Below are 18,525 nucleotides of genomic sequence, written 5' to 3'. Positions count from 1 at the left end.
ACAGTTTTCAAGTACACTGAAAGGAGAAGGACTAAACGATAAAAGGGGATACGAGGATGACAGAGAACGAATTACTGCAAGCTGCGAGGATAGGGGACGCTGCAGAGACCGCCCGGCTGCTCGCAGAAGGTGCGGACGTACAGGCAGCGGATGCAGAGGGGCGCACCGCACTCTTCCTGGCGGTCCAGCACGATCATCCGACATGTGTCCGGCTGCTGCTGGAAGCGGGGAGCGATCCGGACCGGCGGGACCATACGGAACTGACGCCATTCATCTGCGCGGGGGCAAATGGGTTCACGGAATCCCTGCAGCTCATGGCGGGTTCAGGCGCGGATCCGGAAAGCGTGAACAGGTTCGGCGGGACGGCCCTGCTGCCGGCGGCTGAAAAAGCGTATTTACGGACGGTGGAAGCATGCCTGGCCGCAGGGGTCCCGGTCGATCATGTCAATTATCTCGGCTGGAGCGCGCTGCTGGAAGCCGTCATCTTAGGGGACGGAGGCCGGCTGTACGCCGACGTCATCCAGACGTTGGTGGAGGCGGGTGCTTCTGCTCATCTGGAGGACTTTGACGGCAGATCGGCAGTACGCCATGCGGATGAACAGAAGCAGGATCGTGTACTCGCCATTTTGACAGGCACTCTTGAAGATCCTGTGCATCCTGCGGTGACGGAGGCAAAAGTGCTTGCCGGGGACGGGCGGTGGGCGGCTGCCGCTGCAGCGGTCGAAGAGGCGCTTGCACTCGACAGCGACAATCTCGATCTGCTCTACTATGCCGGTTATTATCTGGCTGAACAGGGACGCTGTACAAAAGCGCTCGCCTTCTACAGACAGGCGCTCGCTGTGGAGCCGGCTGCGCTGGAATTCCACTTCTATATCGCCCGGTGCTTCCGGCAGCTCGGCCTGACGGAGGAGGCGCTCCGTGAATTCGATGAGGGGCAGGCCCGGTCCCATGACGGATCTTTCTTCCTTTATCACAAATCGAACTACTTACGGGAGCTCGGCCGTCACGCGGACGCAGTGCAGGTGATGGAACAGCTCGTCGGGCGCTACCCGGAACGGTATGATTTCTGGTTCCATCTGGCGAACAGCCTGCGCTCTCTCGGCCGTCATGAGGAAGCGATCCGTGCCATCGGCCATGCTGCCGAACTGCAGCCCGGCAATCCGCTGTATGTGACCCACCGGGAGCAGTCCGAGAAACTGCTGGCGGAACCCCGATGAAAGGAGGCAGGGATATGGAGAAAACCGTCGTCGTCTACGGTGATGTATTCGTCGATTATATCGCACAGGATCCGGCCAATACATCATTCCGTCCGTATCTCGGAGGCGCGACAGTCAATGCGGCAGCCGGGGCCGCGCGTCTCGGCGCCCCGGTATCATTCATCACCGTGACGGGAAGCGACGAGACTTCAAGATTCGTCCGTGCGGAACTGGAACGGGAAGGCGTCGATCTGTCGCCATCCATCATCCGGCCTGAGAAACGGGTGAATGGCGTCTATGTGCACCTGACCGCCGACCATGACCGGGAGTTCGCGGATTATGTGAATGAAACGCCGGACATCCAAGTGACCGAAGAAGATCTCGACAGCGGAACTTTCAGCAATGCGGCCATTTTCCATATCTGTTCAGGGACGATGTTCCACCCGGCAGCGCTTATGACAACACGCCGTGCGGTCCGGCTCGCCCGGCAGGCAGGTGCTCTCGTATCCTTCGATGCCAACATCCGGCCGCTGCGCTGGGACAGCGAAGAGCGGTGCAGGGAGGTGACCGTATCCTTCCTGGAGCAGGCCGATGTCGTGAAAGTGACGGAAGAGGAATTGCTGTTCATGATGGAGGCGGAAGACCTGGAAGAAGGTCTTGAACGGCTGGCTGCCTATGACATTCCGGCTGTCCTGCTGACACGCGGGGAAGCCGGGACACTGGCCCTGATCGGCGGAGAACGGTTCGAGGTTCCCGCGATCCCAGTGGAAGCGATCGACACGACAGGTGCAGGCGATGCCTTCACGGCAGGGATCCTCTGCAAGATCCGCCAGCACGGCTGGCCGTCGGACACGCAAGTCTGGCGGGACATCATCCGGTTCGGCAACCGGATGGGCGCGCTGTGCGTGACGAAGCAGGGGGCCCTGTCCGCGATGCCGTATGCCGGTGAGATCGACAGCATGGATAGGTGAATTGAAAAGCGGCCGCTGACATTCATGAAGGAATGTCGGCGGCCGCTTTTTGCGGCGAGGAAGCCATGTAAGTTCCCAAATGTACCGGGGAAAGGCCATATTGCTGTTCGATCGTTTCGGGAGGAGCCGGCCGGCTGAACAGATAGCCCTGTCCGAGCTGGCAGCCGCCCTTCTTCAGCAAGTCCGCCTGCAGGCCGTCTTCGATGCCTTCTGCAATCAGGAGCATATCCAGGTTGCGGCCCATATCGATGATCGTCTGGACGATCGACTGCATCGGCGGATGCGTTCCCATCTCGGCCGTGAAAGACCGGTCGATCTTCAAGTAATCGATCGGCAGGAACCCGAGCTTGCTGAGCGAGGAGTAGCCCGTCCCGAAGTCGTCGATTGCGAATTTGACACCGAGTGCACGGAGGTCTTCGATGACGAGCCGTGATTCGGCATCATCCTGCATCATCGACTCGGTGATCTCGAGGATGAGCCTGTCCGGCGGGAACTGCGTCACTTGCAGGACGTTCCGGACGACACCGGGGAACTTCGGATTCCGGAACTGGCGGATCGACACATTGACGGCCAGCCGCAGGGATGGATCGGCTGTGTGCCAGCCGGCGACTTGCCGGCTGGCGGTCTCTAGCACCCACATGCCGATGTCGTCGATCAGGCTCGAACGCTCCGCGACCGGTATGAATTCCGCAGGGGAGACCAGGCCGAGCTCGGGGTGCTGCCAGCGGATGAGCGCCTCGAACCCTTCCAGCCGGGCGGTCCCGAGTTCGATGACCGGCTGATAATGGAGGGTCAGCTGGTCCGTATCGAGTGCGACCCGCAAATCACTCTCGATCCGCATGAGCTTTTCACTCTGATCGAGTTCAGGATGTTCGAACAGCTGCGCTCTGCCGCCGCCGAGTTCTTTCGCTTCATACATGGCCTTGTCCGCATGTTTGATGAGAGCTGCCGCATCCGGTCCATGCCCGGGGAACTGGCTGATCCCGATGCTTGCGGACGTATAGAGGAGAGTCCCTTCGACTTCGAAGGGTTCTTTGAAGACGGACAGGATCACTTCGGTGACCTCTTCGATCCGGCCATTGGGAAGTTCAGCCAGCACGATGAATTCATCGCCGCCATGGCGGTACAGTGATGTGCCGGACGGGAGCGACTGTTTCAGCCGGATGCTGACGAGTCTGATGAACCGGTCGCCGGATAAGTGCCCCATCGTATCGTTGATGGTCTTGAACCGGTCGAGATCCAGCGACAGGACGCTGAACTCTTTCCATGACGAAGTTTTCAGTTCCAGATCGCTGAACAGCTTAAGACGGTTCGGCAGACCGGTCAGCGCATCGTGTGCTGCGTTGTATTCCAATTCGATGTTCGACCGCATCAGCTGTTTCTGGATCAGCCTGTTCTCTTCGAGCTGTCGCTGAAGACGCCATTCCGCCCGGCTGCCCTGTTTCAGTGCGACTGTCAGGGCAGGCACAGCAAACAGGAACAGGATGCCTGTTCTCAGGAAACTTTCTCCCGGCACACTGCCTGTATACGATTGCAGTACAGCGATCAGGACTTCAGAGGCCAGGCTGGACAGGAAGATGATGGCGACCACGGATACTAGGAATTTCGGGATGGTGCCTCGCTGTGATGTCTGTTCCATGCAGCAACCGCCATTTCTTTTGTGAAGTAGTAGGATTGGAAAAAATGGTAAATTACCCATTTCGTCAGTCTACAGCTTTTATCGACAGAAACTGCGGATTGTAAAGGGCTGCCGATTGTTTATAGATGAAAATAGGAGCGACGGAAGCAAAAAAAGGGAAACCCCTTAAGGTTTCTTGGTGGTGATCGGGGGAATCTCCAGTATGACAAATTGTGCGGGAGGATTCAATGGGGCCAGGACGGATGAGGGCAGGCGGTTATGAGCGCTTTCGCCCTGTTTGTGATCACTTTCTGCGGTTTATGAGCATTCCTGTTTTGAACTTTTAAAGGGCTTGCACGCAAAAAAGCCCTCCTGGTATGATTCGGGGGTGTCATGTTCCTAGACGAAATGACCCCTAACTAAATACCAAGGAGGACTCGAAATGAATGATACCCAAAATCACAAAATCATGCAAGTGACAGAACAAACCTTGATAGTTGGTATCGATGTCGCCAAGGAGAAGCACTACGCCTGTATGGTCAACGATCGAGGCATTGTGCTGAAAAAGCCTTTTCCGGTCTTTCAGTCCAGGCAAGGATTCGATTTTCTTCAGGCAGAGATCCAGAACGCGATGAAGGAATTCGGCAAGACCGATGTGCTGGTAGGTGCCGAGCCGACAGGCCACTATGGCCTGAATTTGCGGCAATTCCTGCACGAACAGCACATCCCCTTCGTGGCTGTTCAGACACTTCATGTAAAGCGTTCTAAGGAGCTGGACGATAACATCCAGACCAAGAATGACAAGAAAGATGCCATCGTCATCGCTAAGCTTGTGAAGGATGGTCGGTATAGCTACCCGCGCCACCTGAAGGATCATGAAGCAGATATTAGGGTGGGCTCCACGCTGCGCAATAGCTTGGTCAAAGAACGGACTGCCCTGCAAAATAAGCTGATTCGCTGGACGGATGTCTACTTTCCAGAGTTCCGCAAGGTTTTCGGCTCGTTTGGCAAGATGGCATTGGCCGTCCTGACCTACACGCCTTTCCCTGCAGATTTCGAGGGGAAGTCCTTGGATGACTTGCGTAGTCTCTATCGCCAATCCGACGGATTGCGTTCTGTCCAGATGGCCAAGGTGAAGAAACTGATCCCTCTGTTGTCGCACACCATCGGCGCGTCTGAAGGCCAGCGGATTGCCCGCTTGGAGATTCAGTCGCTTGTCAGTCGGTTCCGTCAGGTAGAGCGGGAGCTGGCAGAGTTGGAAGACGCTTTGATGGCGATTATCCGGCCAACCGATGAGTATGAAATTTTAAACTCTGTGCCTGGAATTTCCGACTCGACTATTATCGATCTATTGTCTGAAGTCGGCAGCTTTACCCACTATAAGCATCCACGCCAATTGGAGAAATTAGCGGGATTAATGCTTCGGGAAAGCTCTTCGGGGAAACATACGGGCCAGAAGCGTCTCTCCAAGCGCGGCAGACGGCGTCTTCGTTCTGTTTTGTATCGAGTTACCTTGCCATTGGTTCAGCACAACCCAGCATTTCGTCAGCTTCATCTGTATTACACGACACGCCTTGAAAATCCTTTAAAGAAGAAAGAGTCAATGGTGGTTCTCTGCCGGAAATTACTCCATGTTCTCTTCGGTATGTGTAAACACCGCAGGGCATTTGATCCGCAACGTATGATACAGGATATCCCTGCCCTGGCCCAAGGCTGACCGACGTACCTTCTAATGTAAGACCTACAACAGGATGACACGGAGAAGCAGGCAAGAAATTCCGATTGGACCTCAGAGTCCCCTTATGAGCATAGCCAGCCTCCGCCTTATTACTAGATCCGACGAAGGAATGTTAGCGCCTAGACGCCAAGAGCCATGGGAGGGTACATCAGTATAAGGAACGCGGAGATCCAGAGTGCATCGCATACCAGTCCCGCCAGGGATGGAAATTACCTCCACCCTTGGCAGCGTAGCGTATGCTTGGCCTTCAATATTTTCACTTTTATTATAGGAACTGGTCATGAATCGAAGAGAAAAATTTTTTTGTCTCTCATTTACCACCGTGAACCCCTGGTATATCAATGTTTCAAGAGGGAGCGGAAACCGGGATTTATGATCACTTCCTGGGGTTTATGAGCGGAAACCGGGATTTATGATCACTTTCCGGGATTTATGAGCAGAAAGAAGAGTTTATGATCATTTTCCCGGCTGCAGCCGCCGGACGGACAGGAAAAACCCCGGCTTCACAGGAAGCCGGGGATCTGTCATGAGAATATATTGATGGTAGTGATGATGATCGGCATCGAGACGACGTCGATCAGGAACGCGCCGACGATCGGGACGATCAGGTACGCCGTGCGGGACGGACCGTAGCGTTCCGTGACGGCGGCCATGTTGGCCATCGCATTCGGCGTCGCGCCGAGTCCGTGGCCGGCGAATCCGGCACACATGACGGCGGCATCGTAGTTCTTGCCGAGGATGCGGAACAGGACGAACACCGCGAACAGCACGAGGAAGACGACCTGGACGAAAACGATGACCAGAAGCGGCAGTGCAAGGCCGGCGACTTCCCACAGCTTGATGCTCATGAGGGCCATCGACAGGAAGATGCCGAGCGCGACATCACCGATCAGTGTGATGCTCTTCATATGGATGAGATTGCCGTTGAACCGGTCGATGACATTCCGGATGATGACGGCGGCGAACATGGCGCCGACATAATTCGGGAGTGCAATCCCGTCTGTCAGCCTGCCGAATAATTCGCCGAGCAGCGAACCGCCCGCCATGGAAGCGACGATCAAAAATGCCTGCATCGTGAAGTTGTCGACCGAAATGGCAGGCTCATGCAGCTCGGCATTGTATTCGTATGTTTCTTTCGTGTCCGCGGCTTCATTGGATTTCAGATTGTATTTGTTGATAAGGAACTTGACGAGCGGACCGCCGACAAGGCCGCCGGCAACGAGACCGAACGTCGCAGCTGCGATTCCGATCGAGAATGCCGAGTCGATGCCCATCGCTTCGACGGTTGTCCCATAGGCGGTCGCACCGCCGTGGCCGCCTTCCATCGAAACAGCTCCCGCCATCATACCGATCAGCGGATGGATGTCGAACAGGTACGACATCGACACACCGATGACGTTCTGCATGAGTGCAAGGAACGCACAGGCGATCCAGTAGATGATCAGCAGCTTGCCGCCCAATTTAATGAGGGCGAAGCTTGCCCCGAGACCGACTGTCGCGAAGAACGTCAGCATGAACAGATTCTGCAGCGACGTATCCAGTGTGAAGGAGACGATGCCCGTCGTTTTCAAAATTGTGGCAAGTATTGCGAACAGCAGCCCGCCGACGACCGGCGCGGGGATGCAGAACTTCTGGAGGATCTTCGTCTTACGGACGAGCAGGTTCCCGAGAAGGAGAAGGGCCATCGCGAGGAACAGCGTGGTCACCTGGTTCAATTCAATCGTCATACATTGTACCTCCAAGCAGTGATACGATCGCTTCGTTCGTCAGATAGGCGCCGAGTTTCACAGTGCGGCCGCCTTCGTCGAGCGAAGGATTCACTTCTGATATGTCAAATGAAAGCGTTTTCGAGTCGGACGCGGCAAAGCGGATCAGCTCCCGGACCAGCTTCGGTGATAGGCCGAACGGCGACGGGGCGCTGACACCCGGTGCAGCGGCTGCATCCAGGACGTCCGAACAGAGCGTCAGCATGATGACGTCATGCCCGTCGATGAATTGCCGCAAACGGTCTGCAACTTCCGCAAACGGCAGCATTTCCAGCTCCCGCTCCGTGACGTACTGGACGCCGAGACGGTCTGCTTCATTGAACAGGAGAGCCGTGTTGCCGAACTCCTGGATGCCTGCGACGAAGTAGGAAACCGGGCCATCGCCATCGAGCATCTGTTTGAACATCGTGCCGGACGACGGCTGTTCCGCGTAGCTTCTCAGATCGAAGTGGGCGTCAATGTTGACGACACCGATCCGGGCTTTGGGGCCAGCAAATGTCCGGACGCCTGAATAATGGCCGTAAGCGGTTTCATGGCCGCCCCCGAGAATGACCGTCTTCTGATTTGCGGAAAGGCTCATACAGACTGCATCGCCGAGTTCGGCCTGGGCCTCTTCCAGCCTGCCGCCTTCGCAGACAACGGTCCCGAGGTCGATCAGCCGATCGGTCCCGGGCTGATGCCATGGCAGTTTCGCAAGCTCTTTCCGGAGGGCGTCGGGTCCTTCGGCAGCGCCGGTCCGGCCGTTGTTGCGCCGCACGCCTTCGTCGGATGAAAACCCGAGCAATGCCAGAGTCCTTTCATTGGGAACGCTTTCTTTATGGGGCGCAAGCTGGACAATCTGATGGAAACGGTATGCGGCACGGTTCGACGCATCGTCAATGCGGCCATTCCAATTTCGCGGATCTGCTGGTTGCATCATGGTGATCACCCTTTCATTTTTCGTAGCAATACGCCCCATTATACGGGCGCTCATTTATTAATTCAAATACCTATCATTCATTTACTTATGCATTCAGGTTATAATTAAACGGAAAGGGAGGGAAGAGTATATGGATATCAAACAGCTCAGGTACTTCGCGGCCGTCGTTGCGGAAGGGGGGTTCTCCGGCGCGGCAGCCAAGCTCCACCTGTCCCAGCCGTCACTCAGCAAAGCGATCCGGTCGCTCGAGGAACAGATCGGATTCCAGCTGCTGGAGCGCACGACCAAACGTGTGGACCTGACGGAATCCGGCCGTGTGTTCCATGAACGGGCCCTGCAGGTGCTGGCGGAAATGGATCTGTTCGAAAAGGAAGTCGGGGAAGTGAAGATTGCAGGAAGCGGGGAGGTCCGTATCGGGATGATCGAATCCGTGAAAAATTGGATTCCCGGTGTACTCGGCTGGTACCGCCAGGAGTTCCCGGATATGCATGTCGCCCTGAAAGAAGTGCTCACCCGGCCTGATATCGAGCATGCACTCCGCAATTATGATGTGCACGCCTGCCTGACGAACGAATTCATAGCAGAAGAGGATATCGAGACACAGCCCCTTTACGAGGAAAAGCTCGTACTTGTCATGAGTGCAGCGCATCGGCTTGCCGGTATGGAGGAAATCGGACTCACGCATATCGCAGATGAACCGTTCATCATCACGGGCAAAGGGTTCCAGACGAGGTCGAATATCCTGCAGGCGTTCGAAGCGGAAGGGCTTGTGCCCAATATCTGCTCGGATGCCGACCGGTTCGAGACGATCCTCACACTGGTGGAAGCCGGTATCGGCATCTCCATCATTCCCCGGAATTATATCGGCAGCACAGTACCGGAAATGCTCGTCATCAAAGAATTGGACAGTGCCAGTCTCGACCGCACCGTCTATCTGGCCTGCATGAAGAACCGCTATCGTCCGCCGGCGATCGAAGTGCTGCTGGAACGGATGCAAGCCGGGATATCGAATCCGACAGAATGAGGAGGGCTGCGCGAGTGTCCTGCCTCAATAATGTCAATAAGTTTGCTGAATTCATGTGAATAAAGCGGTGCGGGTGCCGATATAGTCGGAAAGACCACAAGGAAGAAGGAATCATCGTGTCCAAGCCCCGTTTTCTGCTGACATCCCTGCTGTCCGTTCTGCTGCTGTCCGGTACGTATCCGCTGGCTGCCCCGTCCGCTGCTTCTGCGTCGGAACAGCCATCCGCTCCAAATGCCCTTGCGCAAGATGCACATGAACTGCTCGTCCAATATAAGGAACTCCCGCGTTCCATCGCTTCTGCCCCGTCGCTGCCTGCTGAAACCGAGGAGATCGAAGACGTAGCCCCTGCTGTCCAGCTGCTTTCGTTCGATACTCCGGAAGATCTGAGCAAGGCCGAGGCGGAGCTGCAGCGCAATCCGCTTGTGGAGACTGTGGAACCGAATTACGAAAGGGCCGTCGATATGACGGTCAATGATCCGTTCTACGGGCAGCAATGGTGGGTGGACCATGTCCAGGCGCCTGCCATCTGGCCCCATGCCGGCAGCCAGTCGGCTCCGGTCACAGTGGCTGTGATCGATTCAGGCATCGACAGCGCGATCCCTGACTTCGCAGGCCGCATCGCCCCGGGTGCCTACAATTTCACGGACGGCACTTCTGATGTCCAGGACGTGAACGGTCATGGGACCGCGGTGTCCGGTGTCATCGCAGCTGCACTGAATGACAGATACGGCATCACCGGTATAATGGGACCATACGACGTGAAGATCCTGCCGCTGAAGACCATCAAGGCGGATGGGACAGGCACCGTGTCGATGAATGTCCAGGCGATCGACTACGCGATCCGACGAGGTGTCGATATCATCAATATCAGTCAGGGCGGTCCTGCAGCGTCCGTCATCGAGAAGGATGCGATCCAGCGGGCGGAAGACGCCGGGATCCTCATCGTGGCGTCCGCCGGAAATGACGCCGGCAAGGGCAATCCGGTCATGTACCCGGCGGCCTACGATAAAGTGCTGTCCGTGGCGTCTGTCGATCAAAGGAACCAGCACTCCTCATTCTCGACGTACAATGACGAAGTCGATCTCAGTGCCCCGGGTGAGCGGATTGTCACGAATGCACCGGGCGGCAGGTTCGTCTCGATGTCCGGCACTTCGTTCTCTGCACCGATTGCTGCCGGCGCAGCTGCCATGGTGCAGGCGGAATTCCCTGGACTGGCTCCTGCAGAGACGAAAAAGCTGCTCATGGAGTCTGCGAAGGATCTCGGAGCGCCGGGGTGGGATCCGCTGTATGGCGCGGGCGTGCTCGACCTGCGGAAACTGGCTGCATCACTGGAGGCTAAGCCGGAAAAAGCGAAACTTATCCACGTGTCGGCAATCGAGCTGGACCGCAAGACCGCGAGTCTGACAGTCGGGAATCCGGCGACTGTGTCGGCAATCAGACTGACTGCGCGTGTCCTGCCTGAAACGGCTGCAGACCGCACTGTCACCTGGTCGACTTCCGATCCGCGTGTCGCTGCCGTGGATCAGACCGGTCAGGTGACCGCGGTCGGCAAAGGGAAGGCGGTCATCACGGCAACGACAACGGACGGCAGCTTCACAGCAGCAGCCGAGATATCCGTTGTTTCCATTGCCCCGTTCACCGGGGACTTCCCGGATATGGAGATCGACCAGACGAAGATTTTCGCCGTGAAATTCAACACGCCGCTGAAACGCGGTATCGATTATAGAGGGTTCATCCGCATTTCATCAGATCCTGAGGGTACGGGTGCTGCAGCAGAAGCGGCTGTCCGGATCGATCCAGCCGATCCGCGGCTCCTGTACATTGCTCCTCTGAAGGAATGGAAAAACGGGACTTCCTATCTGACGATCAAAAAAGGGCTCCCGGCGGATTCCGGTAAGACACTGAACCGCGACACAAAACTGAAATTCACTGTCCGCTGAGCTCCAGCTGGCAGCAGCGCCGCGCATCCATGAGATGTGCGGTTTTTTTATTGGAATGAACCGGCGTCCGTGACGGGTGCCCATCTTAAGGAATTCTTCAGAATTATACTGATAGAACGGAAAGAAATGGCTGTCATACTAAACATGTTCGATTGTCAGAAGAATGGGTAAAAGAAAGTATACAAGAAAAGCAAAAGGGGAGAGACGCATGGGACGGAAGTGCTGGCGGATTGCAGCCATCCTGACAGTCATCTACGGTTTCTATACAGCAGGCGCCACACTGGTCATGCGGCTGACGGGAACAGGGATACGTAAAAAAGCGGCAGCCCGGCGCGGCATTGCACTGACGTTCGATGATGGACCGAATGCAAAGTACACACCGCAGCTGCTTGCCCTACTATCACACTACCGCATAAAAGCGGTGTTCTTCGTGACAGGACGCCATGCCGAGCAGCATCCTGAACTTCTCCGGCGTATGCATGCGGAAGGGCATGCCATCGGAATCCATCATTACGATCATCATTCGCTATGGCGCCTGCCGCCTCGGCAGGCCCGCCGGGAAATACGCCGGACGGCTGCGGTCATCGAACGGATCACAGGAAGCCGGCCTCGATTTTACCGGCCGCCGTACGGGCGTCTGACGGCCGCCCTGCCGAATATCGCAAAACCATATGAAACAATTCTTTGGACACATATACTCGGTGACTGGAAAACGGCGATGTGCGATTCGAAACTTTTACAGAGGCTGCGTGATGTGCCGGATGACGGATCGATCGTCGTCCTGCACGATGACGGCAGCAACAGTGGCGCGGATGACGAGGCACCCGGCCATATGCTCCGGGTCCTCAGGGAGTACCTTCAGGAAAGTGCGGAGCGGGGAATCGTTTTCCTCCCGCCCGACTGCATTGCCGATTGTGACGAGGACGGTCCATGAGCATCGAGTCGCTGACAAATACCATCCTGCAGTATGGCAGCATCATCATCTTCGTCCTGCTGTTCTTCGGTATCGTCGGCATCCCGTCTCCTGAAGAGTCCCTGACATTCCTGATCGGCGTGCTGATCGCCGGTCATCAGCTGTCCGCCATTCCGTCTGCGGCAGCTGCGGTGGCGGGTGCCTGGACGGGGATGCTGACCGCGTATGCGGGAGGCCGGTATATCGGCTATCCGCTCCTTCACAAAATCGGGAAGTTCATCGGTCTCACGAAGGAACGGTGGGCGAAAGCGGAGCAGTCCTTCAAGCGGAAACGGAAACGCACCATCCTGTTCGGGATCTACATGCCGGGCATCCGGCAGATCAGCCCTTATTTTGCAGGTCTTACTAAAATGCCGTTCCTTGAGTTCACACTGCTCAGCGGCGCTGCCTCGGCAGGATGGGTGCTGCCGTTTCTCGCTGCCGGCTATTTTCTCGGCAGATCATTCAAAGTCAATCCGAGTTACGCCGCTCTGGTCGGATTTGTATTTCTGCTCATCATGATCGGGCGGTTGCTCTTTAAAAAATGGAAGACGAAAAAAGAATATGCAAATTGACGAACGGGAGGTGCAGTTGTTGATGAAAGTATTGTTTTTTCCACACTTGCAAATGCAATCAGGCCACCATCAGGCCGCCGAAGCGCTGATGGATCTGATCCACCGGCAGTATCCCGAGGCGGAAGTGAAAAAGATCGATCTGCTGTCGGAAACAAACCAGCTGCTCGAGAAAGTGATCAAAACCGGCTATTTACAATGGATCAAACTAGCCCCGCGTCTGTACAGCAGGGCCTATAAGAAGCTGTACTTCAGCGAAAAGCCGCTCGACGAACAGTATATATGGCATCAGCCGCTGTTCCTGCACAAACTGAAACAGCTCATGAAGGAGGAGCAGCCGGATCTGATCTTCTGCACACACAGCCTGCCGTCCTGCATGCTCAGCAAACTGAAGATCGCCGGCCAGTGTGACGTGCCGGTCGTGAACGTCTATACGGATTTCTTTGTCCACGACTACTGGGGGCACCGCGGCATCGATGCGCATTTCCTGCCGACCGCAGAAGCCTGGCATCAGCTGTTGGACGATCCGAACGTCCCGGGACGGCTGTTCGTCACGGGCATCCCCGTGCACCGTAAAATCCGCCGGCCAGCAGAGCGGCCGCTGAAGAAGACGGCGGGACACAAACCGGTGATCCTGCTGGCAGGCGGCAACAGCGGACTCGGCTGTCCGGCCCGGATGTTCCGGGAGCTGAAGGAGGCGGACGATTTCCGGTTCATTGTCCTGTGCGGACATAACCGGCGACTGTATCAGAAAATCCAGTCCTGGAACTTGGCGCATGTGAAGGCGATGCCGTATATCGCACTGCGCGAGGAGATGGACGCCATCTACGACGATGCCGATGCCATCGTCACCAAGCCGGGCGGCGTGACTGTCAGCGAGGGGTTGCGGAAACGCCTGCCGATGTTCATCCATTCTGCACTGCCCGGCCAGGAGGAGATGAACCTTGAGACCCTGATCCCAAAGGGGCTTGTCGAACGGCTGCAGCCCGGACGGCCGCTCGCAGTCCAGCTGCGTGAAGTGCTCGCGGATGACCTGCGGCTCGCCCAATGGAAGCGGGCGATGGACCGCTATTCCGATGAACTCGCCGCTCAGTCAGATGAAGAACTGGTGTCGATCATCAGTGAACTGCTGCCATCCCTCGCAGCCCGGCCGTCTGAGAAAAAGGAAACAGAAGAGAAGCATTCGTTTGCAACCACTTGACCACTTCATATCCATACAGCAATCATAGCAGCACCCGCGTGAGGACCATGCGGGTGCTTTTTCGCGGTGCGGCAGATGACGGTGGATATGACGCCGCTGTGCTGGGGGAAGGAGAGGGGCTCGCCGAGGGCAGGATGTGATCATAAATTGCTGGAAATGATCATAAAACTGTGAAAGTGATCATAAATCGCAGAAAGTGATCATAAAAACGCAAAAGTGATCATAACCCAGCAAAATCGCTCATAAACCTCCTCAAAGCGCTCATAACTTCACAAACTCATAAGGGGCCAGGCACAGACGACGCTGGGCAGCGGGCCGGGATGCGTCCTCCGCTCACAAAGTTGGCCGGCCGGCAATGGAAACCTAAGAACCAGCTTGTGTGCTCCGCTGCCGCTCCGCATTTTCTGCTAAACCAACCAAGCTAGCTGAAAAAATAATAGAAAACTGAAATCCCGGCTCATCAGGGAAGGAAGCGGTTACAAGGTGATTCAATTGAGAGAAAGTTCGAAAGTAATCAAAATAAGTTGTTTACTCGGCAGTTCTATAATGATATATTGCATACCTAATACAATTCGAATTGTATAAAAACTATACAAACGGGAAAGGACTGAGCGATTTGCTGGCAAACCCATTGATTGCAACTGTACTGATTTTAGCGCTAATTGCTTTCGGCGAATGGCTCTCCATCGTTTCAAGGGCACGGATTCCGATGCTGCTCACGGCGATGGTCGGATTTTTGGTCCTGACCTGGACAGGCATCTTTCCGAAAGACATTCTTGAGAAATCACAATTTGCCGCGCTTGGCGCGATTCTGATCGGTCCGGCAATTGTCCATATGGGAACGATGATTCCACTATCTCTAGTGAAAACACAATACAAAGCGGTGCTGATCGCACTGAGCGGAGTCGTGACATCAGGCATCCTGATCCTGCTCATCGTGCCGCTGCTGTTCGACTACCCGACCGCCGTTGCGGGTGTCGGCCCGGTGAGCGGAGGGATCATCGCGCTGCTCGTCACGTCCGAGCGGCTGGAAGAACTCGGTCTGACGTCGATCGTCGTCATTCCGGCACTGGTCGTCGCATTCCAGGGGCTGGTCGGCATGCCGCTCGCCCTGCATTTCATGAAGAAATATGCAGGTGTCATGCAGGGGCAGATCGATGACGGATCATTCGTGCCGATGGCAGGGGAGGCTGAAGAGGACGGTGAACTGCCGAAGAAGAAGGCCGGCCCGCTGCGGTCAAGTGCTGTATTGAAATTGTTCTTCGTCTTCGCAGGCGCTGCTGTCGGCACAATGCTCGGCATGGTGACGCCGATCCACTACACGTTGTGGTGCCTGCTGATCGGTATACTCGGCCTGAAAGCCGGAATCTTCCAGTCAAGCGAGCTGCAGCGTGCGAACTCCTTCACGATCGCCATGCTCGGCATCATCTTCGTCGTGATCGGAACGATGGCAGGCGTGACACCGGGTCAGGTGCTCGACAACCTGCCGGCGATCCTCGCCATTCTCGGCATCGGCACAATCGGAATTTCCACCGGGGGCTACGTGATGGCAAAACTCGTAAAGTGGCACCCGTTCAAGGGGATGCCGGTCGCATTGACTGCATTGTTCGGCTTCCCGGGCGACTATATCCTCTGTGAGGAAGTGAGCCGGAGCTGTGCCCGCAATGAAAAAGAGGAAAAACTGATTTTCAATGAACTGCTCGCACCGATGATCATCGGCGGATTCACAACAGTCACTGTCGCGTCGGTCGTCATTGCAGGTATTCTGATCAAAACATTATAAACCGGAGGGATTCATATGACGAAAACCATTATCAAGAACGGACTGCTGATTGACGGCACGGGGAAAGAGGCGCAGCAAGACCAGGTGGTTGTCGTGGATGGCAGCCGCATCACCTATGTCGGCGGCGAGAGCGGCTATGCGGCGTCCGGTGAGGAAACTGTCATCGATGCCGGTGGGAACACGATTGTACCGGGATTCATCGACACCCATGTCCATATGATGATGGAATACGCGTCTGTCGCTGAACGGCTCGCGACGCCGTTCTCGTTCATGTACTACCAGGCGATGAAGTACTTGAAGACAACACTCGAAGCGGGGGTGACATCAGTCCGCGATGCGCTCGGCACCGATCTTGGCGTCAAGAAAGCGGTCGAGGACGGCCTGATCTCAGGGCCGCGCATGCAGCTGAGCATCAACGCTCTGACGACGACGGGCGGGCACGGTGACGGCTATACGGTATCAGGGCAGACGGTGGAGCTGCTGCCGTCCGGCTATCCCGGCATGCCGCACGGAATGTGTGACGGGGTGGAGGAAGTACGCAAGAAGACGAGGGAAATGCTGCGGGCCGGGGCGGAAGTCATCAAGGTTCACGCGACCGGCGGTGTTCTGAGCGCGACAGATCATCCCGAATTCACCCAGTTTTCATTGGAAGAACTGAAAGTGATCGTCGAGGAAGGGAAGTTCCGCAAAAACACACGTGTCATGGCGCATGCCCAGGGAGCGGAAGGCATCAAGAACGCCGTGCGGGCAGGGATCCATTCGATTGAGCACGGCATCTTCATCGACGACGAGGCGATCGAGCTCATGCTTGAGAACGGCACATTCCTCGTACCGACACTGCTCGCGCCGGTCGCGGTGCTCGAGACGGCCGAAGAAACCGGCATGCCGGAGACCGCTGTCCGGAAATCCGAGGAAGTCATCGACCACCATATCGCCAGTTTCCAGAAGGCGTACAAAGCCGGCGTCAAGATCGCGATGGGTACGGATGCCGGTGTATTCAAGCACGGCACGAACCTGCGTGAACTGGAACTGATGTGCAATGCGGGCATGACCCCGATGGATGCGATCGTCGCCTCCACGAAAACGGCTGCCGAGTGCCTCGGGTGGGAGGAGCAAGTCGGAACAATCGAGACCGGCAAGCTTGCAGACATCGTCATCGTCAAAGGCAATCCGCTGGAGGACATCGCGTCACTCTCCAGCCATGAAACGATCCAGGTGGTCATGAAAGACGGCAAGATCGAAAAAGATATCCGCTGATCAGCAGAATCCCCTTCTTCACCGCATAAAGTGAGGAAGGGGATTTTAATTTCCCTTGGTAAAAATGCTGTCGACTATTGACGGATTCTTGGATTCTATTTACGATGTAATCAGTCTATTGTTTATATTCAATATATTAGGGGGTAATGCGGGTGAGTCTTCAGGAGTTCACGAAACGGTATCTGGATGAACACAGGGCCTATTTCGAGGAAGTGAGCGAGTACATTTTCCGGCATCCGGAAACACGGTTCGAAGAATACGAGTCTGCGAAGTATTTGGCGGATCAATGCGAAGCGAAAGGTTTCACGGTCGAGCGCGGTGTCGGCGGTATTGGAACCGCCTTCACGGCGACGTTTGGTGAGGGCCATCCGGTCATCGGATTTCTGGGGGAATTCGATGCGCTGCCGGAACTGAGCCAGGAACCGAACAGTATTACGGAGCAGCGGTGGGAGCGGCATATCGGTCACGGGTGCGGGCATAACCTGCTCGGAACCGGTGCATTCGCAGCCGCCTGTGCAGCGAAAGCGTATCTGGAAGAGACCGGACAGACCGGCACCGTGAAATTCTTCGGCTGTCCCGGGGAGGAAGGCGGCTCCGGCAAGACATTCATGGCGCGGGAAGGTGTCTTCGACGGTACGGATCTCGCGCTGACCTGGCATCCGTCACCGACAAACAGCATCATGAGCCTCAGCACACTGGCGAACATCCAGGTGTTCTACCGGTTCAAAGGGGTGCCGTCCCATGCGGCCAATTCACCGCATCTCGGACGCAGTGCGCTCGATGCCGTGGAACTCATGAACACAGGGGTCCAGTATTTGCGGGAGCATATGCCGGATCAGGCGCGCATCCACTACGCCATCACGAATACGGGCGGGTTCGCGCCAAACGTCGTACAGGCGAATGCCGAAGTGCTCTATCTCATCCGGGACGTCGATACGGAGCGTGTCATGTCACTGTTCGAACGCGTGAACAAAGTCGCGGAAGGGGCGGCGCTCATGACGGAGACGGACGTGACCGTCGAGATCGACAAGGCGTGTTCGAACTACATCCCGAACCGGGCGCTCGAGCGCATCCTGTATGACAGCCTGTCCGAAATCGGCATCGAGCCGCCGACTGAGGAGGAGAAAGAGTTTGCCCGGGGCATCTTCGAATCCCTCTCGGAAGCGGAGCGGAAAGATTACCTCGGGGTCATGAAAGGGTTCGGCTATGTCGGGGACGGCTCGGAGTTCGAGGGCAAATATGTCTCGGACTGCATCTCGCCGTATGAGGTGCTGCCGGATATCCTGACGGCTTCGACGGACGTGTCGGATGTAAGCTGGATCATGCCGACCGCCCAGCTGTCGACGTCGACCTCCGCGCTCGGCACGCCGCTCCATACGTGGCAGATGACGAGCCAGGGGCTGTCGGCGAACGCGCATAAGGGGATGCTGCGGGCGGGCGGCGCCATGGCGCTGACCGCACTCAAAATCTTTGGGAATACGGATCTGCTTGCACCGATCCGTGATGAGTACACAGCGTTTGCACAGAAGAATCCTTACAATTGTCCGATTCCGGCGGATGTCAGTCCGTCGCCGCTCGGCAAGTAAAT

General features: G+C 56.3%; 14 protein-coding genes. 11 read left to right on the top strand and 3 right to left on the bottom strand.

The window, feature by feature from the left end; all coding sequences use genetic code 11:
• Positions 1 to 56: 56 nt before the first annotated feature.
• The gene (locus tag QWT68_RS09270; protein ID WP_290148038.1) at positions 57 to 1,217 is read left to right on the top strand and encodes a tetratricopeptide repeat protein; all 1,161 of its coding nucleotides are present in this window, start codon (positions 57 to 59) and stop codon (positions 1,215 to 1,217) included.
• A gap of 14 nt (positions 1,218 to 1,231) precedes the next feature.
• Entirely contained in the window at positions 1,232 to 2,167 is a 936-nt protein-coding gene (locus QWT68_RS09265; RefSeq protein WP_290148036.1) for a carbohydrate kinase family protein, read from the top strand.
• A gap of 22 nt (positions 2,168 to 2,189) precedes the next feature.
• Here QWT68_RS09265 and QWT68_RS09260 read toward each other — a convergent pair whose 3' ends face one another.
• Positions 2,190 to 3,806: a putative bifunctional diguanylate cyclase/phosphodiesterase gene (locus QWT68_RS09260; RefSeq protein ID WP_290148034.1), complete on the bottom strand. Its 1,617-nt coding sequence runs from the start codon at positions 3,804 to 3,806 to the stop codon at positions 2,190 to 2,192.
• Between the two features lie 421 nt (positions 3,807 to 4,227).
• On the opposite strand from QWT68_RS09260, the gene QWT68_RS09255 reads away from it, so the two are divergent.
• The gene (locus QWT68_RS09255) at positions 4,228 to 5,502 is read left to right on the top strand and encodes an IS110 family RNA-guided transposase (RefSeq protein ID WP_290148032.1); all 1,275 of its coding nucleotides are present in this window, start codon (positions 4,228 to 4,230) and stop codon (positions 5,500 to 5,502) included.
• Positions 5,503 to 6,047: 545 nt separating this feature from the next.
• Here the strand turns inward: QWT68_RS09255 and gltS are convergent.
• Both gltS and hutG read right to left on the bottom strand, forming a co-directional pair.
• On the bottom strand, positions 6,048 to 7,250 hold the full coding sequence (gene gltS / locus QWT68_RS09250; protein ID WP_290148030.1) for a sodium/glutamate symporter: 1,203 nt from the start codon (positions 7,248 to 7,250) through the stop codon (positions 6,048 to 6,050).
• Positions 7,240 to 8,208: a formimidoylglutamase gene (gene hutG / locus QWT68_RS09245; RefSeq protein ID WP_290148028.1), complete on the bottom strand. Its 969-nt coding sequence runs from the start codon at positions 8,206 to 8,208 to the stop codon at positions 7,240 to 7,242. The genes gltS and hutG overlap by 11 nt, the downstream gene beginning before the upstream one ends.
• Positions 8,209 to 8,338: 130 nt before the next feature.
• On the opposite strand from hutG, the gene QWT68_RS09240 reads away from it, so the two are divergent.
• The 8 genes from QWT68_RS09240 (at position 8,339) to QWT68_RS09205 (ending at position 18,523) form a co-directional block, all read left to right on the top strand.
• The gene (locus QWT68_RS09240) at positions 8,339 to 9,232 is read left to right on the top strand and encodes a LysR family transcriptional regulator (protein WP_290148026.1); all 894 of its coding nucleotides are present in this window, start codon (positions 8,339 to 8,341) and stop codon (positions 9,230 to 9,232) included.
• Positions 9,233 to 9,348: 116 nt separating this feature from the next.
• Complete coding sequence (locus tag QWT68_RS09235; RefSeq protein WP_290148024.1) at positions 9,349 to 11,172, top strand: S8 family peptidase; 1,824 nt, start codon at positions 9,349 to 9,351, stop codon at positions 11,170 to 11,172.
• Positions 11,173 to 11,380: 208 nt separating this feature from the next.
• Positions 11,381 to 12,106: a polysaccharide deacetylase family protein gene (locus QWT68_RS09230; RefSeq protein WP_290148022.1), complete on the top strand. Its 726-nt coding sequence runs from the start codon at positions 11,381 to 11,383 to the stop codon at positions 12,104 to 12,106.
• On the top strand, positions 12,103 to 12,699 hold the full coding sequence (locus QWT68_RS09225; protein ID WP_040287385.1) for a DedA family protein: 597 nt from the start codon (positions 12,103 to 12,105) through the stop codon (positions 12,697 to 12,699). Before QWT68_RS09230 ends, QWT68_RS09225 begins: the two co-directional genes overlap by 4 nt.
• 22 nt (positions 12,700 to 12,721) lie before the next feature.
• A complete protein-coding gene (locus QWT68_RS09220) occupies positions 12,722 to 13,897 on the top strand; it encodes an MGDG synthase family glycosyltransferase (RefSeq protein ID WP_290150472.1) in 1,176 nt (391 codons plus the stop codon).
• 616 nt (positions 13,898 to 14,513) lie between these two features.
• A complete protein-coding gene (locus QWT68_RS09215; protein WP_290148020.1) occupies positions 14,514 to 15,680 on the top strand; it encodes a hypothetical protein in 1,167 nt (388 codons plus the stop codon).
• A 15-nt stretch (positions 15,681 to 15,695) separates the two neighbouring features.
• Complete coding sequence (locus QWT68_RS09210; RefSeq protein ID WP_040287383.1) at positions 15,696 to 16,937, top strand: metal-dependent hydrolase family protein; 1,242 nt, start codon at positions 15,696 to 15,698, stop codon at positions 16,935 to 16,937.
• A 146-nt stretch (positions 16,938 to 17,083) separates the two neighbouring features.
• A complete protein-coding gene (locus QWT68_RS09205) occupies positions 17,084 to 18,523 on the top strand; it encodes an amidohydrolase (RefSeq protein WP_040287382.1) in 1,440 nt (479 codons plus the stop codon).
• The last annotated feature ends 2 nt before the right edge of the window (positions 18,524 to 18,525 follow it).

This window comes from Sporosarcina trichiuri, assembly GCF_030406775.1.
GTDB lineage: Bacteria > Bacillota > Bacilli > Bacillales_A > Planococcaceae > Sporosarcina > Sporosarcina trichiuri.
The sequence above is the reverse complement of the archived record's forward strand: the minus strand, read 5'-3'. Positions and strand labels throughout refer to the sequence as shown.